Annotated in this window: 6 protein-coding genes; all 6 read left to right on the forward strand. The window is 42.4% G+C overall.

Annotation, left to right across the window (positions count from 1 at the left end):
* The coding region (locus tag WBJ10_RS06490; protein ID WP_424288709.1) for a 4-hydroxythreonine-4-phosphate dehydrogenase PdxA at positions 1-215 on the forward strand (215 nt) is incomplete at its 5' end.
* A 97-nt stretch (positions 216-312) separates the two neighbouring features.
* On the forward strand, positions 313-846 hold the full coding sequence (locus tag WBJ10_RS06495; protein WP_424288710.1) for a YceD family protein: 534 nt from the start codon (positions 313-315) through the stop codon (positions 844-846).
* A gap of 18 nt (positions 847-864) precedes the next feature.
* Complete coding sequence (gene rpmF / locus WBJ10_RS06500; RefSeq protein WP_424288711.1) at positions 865-1,056, forward strand: 50S ribosomal protein L32; 192 nt, start codon at positions 865-867, stop codon at positions 1,054-1,056.
* Positions 1,057-1,068: 12 nt separating this feature from the next.
* Entirely contained in the window at positions 1,069-2,004 is a 936-nt protein-coding gene (gene plsX / locus WBJ10_RS06505) for a phosphate acyltransferase PlsX (protein WP_424288712.1), read from the forward strand.
* A 14-nt stretch (positions 2,005-2,018) separates the two neighbouring features.
* Positions 2,019-3,005 (forward strand): beta-ketoacyl-ACP synthase III, encoded by a 987-nt coding sequence (locus tag WBJ10_RS06510; protein ID WP_424288713.1) that lies wholly within the window; start codon positions 2,019-2,021, stop codon positions 3,003-3,005.
* A gap of 171 nt (positions 3,006-3,176) precedes the next feature.
* Positions 3,177-3,529 (forward strand): acetyl-CoA carboxylase biotin carboxyl carrier protein (locus WBJ10_RS06515; protein WP_424288714.1); only part of this gene is annotated, 353 nt, incomplete at its 3' end.

Genomic DNA, 3,529 nt, shown 5'->3' on the forward strand with positions numbered 1-3,529 from the left:
ATAATGGTGTAAACTTCACAGCCGGCCTGCCTGTTGTTCGTACATCCCCCGATCATGGAACGGGTTACGACATAGCGGGTAAGAATCAGGCTTCTGAAAGCTCCTTCCGGGAAGCCCTTTTTACAGCTATTAATATTGTAGCGCGCCGAAAAGAAAGCCTGGAATTAGTTTCCAACCCCTTGAAGCTTAGCAAGTTTTCAAAGGACAGGGATTGAGTGGTTTTGGTTGTTAATAAGGCCCAACGTACAACTTTCAAAAACTGTTTCCCAACTAAATAAATTTTCGTAAATTTGCAGGCTCAATTGCCGTGCATTGAAATCGTTACAACAATATAGCATTCCGTATACCGGATTAAAACTTGGAGTTCATCAGTTCGAATTTGACGTTGATGATACTTTTTTCAGTGCCTTTGAGTACTCTCTTGTAAAAAGCGGAAAGCTGAAGGTAAATCTGGATCTTGAAAAACAAGAGACGATGATGCTTTTGCATTTTCGTATAAACGGAGAGATGATGCTGGGTTGTGATGTTTGTCTTGCAGACTATCCTTATCAGGTAGAAATAGATGAACGCCAGATTGCAAAGTTTACGGGCAATATTGATCTTGAGGAAGATACTGAGGAGATCGTCGTTCTAACCAAAAATGAAAATGAGATCAATGTGGCTACACTGATCTATGAATATATTAACCTGGCCGTTCCTTATATTAACCGTTGCGTTGATGAAGGGAACACAAAATGGTGCGACCAGGAAATGATTGAGAAGTTAAAGCAGCTTTCGGGCGGCTCAAATGAAGAAACTGAAGCTGCTGATCCACGTTGGGAAGCGCTTAAGAATATTAAAAAGTAAATAAATACATAGCAAAAAATGGCACATCCAAAACGGAAAATCTCGAAATCCAGAAGAGATAAAAGAAGAACACACTATAAAGCTGTGGCTCCAGGTTTAACTACCTGTCAAACTACAGGTGCAGTACATTTACCTCACCGTGCATATACAGTTGATGGCAACTTATATTACAACGGTAAAATGGTTATCGAAAATACGTCTGCAGCTTAATATCTCTCAGAAATGAAGATTGGCTTAGACATAATGGGCGGAGACTTCGCTCCCAAAGCAGCTGTTTTGGGAGCTATAGAAGCCCAAAAAGCCTTATTGCCAGATCAAAAGATCGTTCTTTTTGGCGATAAAGACCAAGCCTTACCCTTGCTCTCTGAAAACGGGGTAGATCCTGACGTTTTTGAATATGTTCATACCAAAGAAATGATTGGTATGGGCGAACATGCGGCAAAAGCTGTGCTTCAGAAACCAAATTCCAGCATAAGCTTAGGTTTCCAGTATCTCAAAGACGGGCAAATCGACGCATTTTCTTCTGCCGGTAATACCGGTGCGATGCTTGTCGGTGCAATGTTTAGTGTAAAACCGGTAGCGGGTGTAATACGTCCTGCAATTGCTTCCAACGTTCCTAAACTTAAATCCGGCTTCGGCATAATGCTCGATGTAGGAGCAAATGCTGATTGCAAGCCGGAAGTACTGGCCCAATTCGCCATTTTAGGAAGCCTTTACGCTGAACATGTCTATCACGTGCACAATCCGAAAGTAGCTTTGATGAATATTGGAGAGGAAGAAGAAAAAGGAAATGTACTCACACAGGCAACCTTTCCACTACTGCAAAAAACTAACTTGAATTTTGTCGGAAACATTGAAGGCCGCGATCTGTTCAATGATAAGGCAGACGTGATCGTTTGCGATGGGTTTACAGGGAATGTGATGCTTAAATTAGCCGAAACGTTTTATATCCTTACTTTAAAGAAAGGTTTCAAAGATGAATTCTTTGACCGGTTCAATTACGAACAATATGGAGGCAGCCCGATTTTGGGTGTTAATGCCCCTGTTCTAATCGGCCATGGTATTTCCAGTCCGAAAGCAATTAAAAATATGGTCCTGCTTTGCCGTACGATGGTAGAGGCCCAGTTTGTTGATAAGATCAAAGAAGCTTTTAAATAATTATTCCAAGTATTATGTCAAAAGTCCATGCTGCAATAACAGCCGTTGATGGCTACGTACCAGACTATATTCTAACTAATAAAGAACTGGAGGGCATGGTTGAGACCAACGATGAGTGGATCACCTCCCGTACCGGTATCAAAGAACGCCGGATCCTTAAAGGGAACCTTGGAACATCTGACATGGCCGTTATTGCGGTTAATGGCTTACTCAAGAAACGCGGCATCAGCGCTTCCGAATTAGACCTAATCATTTTCTGCACCACTACACCAGATATGATGTTTCCGGCCACAGCAAATGTTCTTGCTCATAAAATTGGCGCGAACAATGCCTGGGGATATGACCTGAACGCAGCGTGTTCGGGTTTTTTATTTGGTTTAGCTACCGGGTCGCAATACATAGAAACCGGTAAATATCAAAAAGTTCTAGTAGTCGGTGGCGATAAAATGTCAGCGATAATAAATTACAAAGACCGCACCAGCTGCATTATATTTGGCGATGGCTGCGGAGCAGTATTACTGGAACCAAATACAGAAGGTAATGGTGTGATAGATTCCATCCTGAAAAGCGACGGAGCTGGCGGCCCATACCTTCACCAAAAAGCCGGAGGTTCATTAAGGCCGGCAAGTCATGAAACAGTAGAAAACGACGAGCACTATCTATTTCAGGAAGGCCAGGCCGTTTTCAAATTTGCCGTTACCAATATGGCGGATGTTGCCGCGGAGGTGATGGACAGAAATGACCTGAAAGCCGACGATGTTGCATGGCTGGTTCCTCACCAGGCTAATAAAAGAATTATAGATGCCACAAGTAACCGTACTGGAATTGCTCCGGAAAGAGTGATGATCAATATAGAAAAATACGGAAACACGACCAATGGTACCATCCCCTTGTGTTTATGGGAATGGGAAAGTAAACTTAAAAAGGGCGATAACGTTATTCTTGCCGCTTTTGGTGGTGGGTTTACGTGGGGGTCTATATATTTGAAGTGGGCTTATTGAGGTGGAAGATAAAAGGTGAAAGGTGAGAAACTGAAAGGTGAAAACTGAAAACTGAAAACTGAAGTTGATGATTTCAATCCAATGCCGGATTGATATAAACAACAATAAAATTCAGTACTTAAAGAGAATTTTATCATAATTTTAGATTAACCAAAAACTAAACTATTGAAAATGGATATTAAACAAATTCAGGAACTCATCAAGTTCGTTTCCAGATCTGGGGTAAATGAAGTATCAATTGAGCAGAAAGAGTTTAAAATTACCATAAAGACCAATCAGGCACCGACCTATGTGACGGCTGCACCTGTGCAACAAGCCCCGCAGGCTTTTGCTGCACCACAAGCGCCTGCACCGGCAGCCGTAAGCGCGGCTCCGGCACCACAGGCAGCTGTAAAGGATGAGACTGCTAACTATATCACAGTCAAGTCGCCGATGATCGGTACTTTTTACAGGTCAGCAAGCCCTGACAAGCCATTACTCGTAAATGTTGGCGACGAGATAAAAACCGGACAAGTGCTTTGTAT

Source organism: Daejeonella sp., assembly GCF_049655485.1.
GTDB lineage: Bacteria > Bacteroidota > Bacteroidia > Sphingobacteriales > Sphingobacteriaceae > Daejeonella.

Coding starts and splice junctions, on each gene's coding strand:
- WBJ10_RS06510 (WP_424288713.1), top strand. CDS start 2,019: ATGTCAAAAGTCCATGCTGCAATAACAGCCGTTGATGGCTACGTACCA.
- plsX (WP_424288712.1), top strand. CDS start 1,069: ATGAAGATTGGCTTAGACATAATGGGCGGAGACTTCGCTCCCAAAGCA.
- rpmF (WP_424288711.1), top strand. CDS start 865: ATGGCACATCCAAAACGGAAAATCTCGAAATCCAGAAGAGATAAAAGA.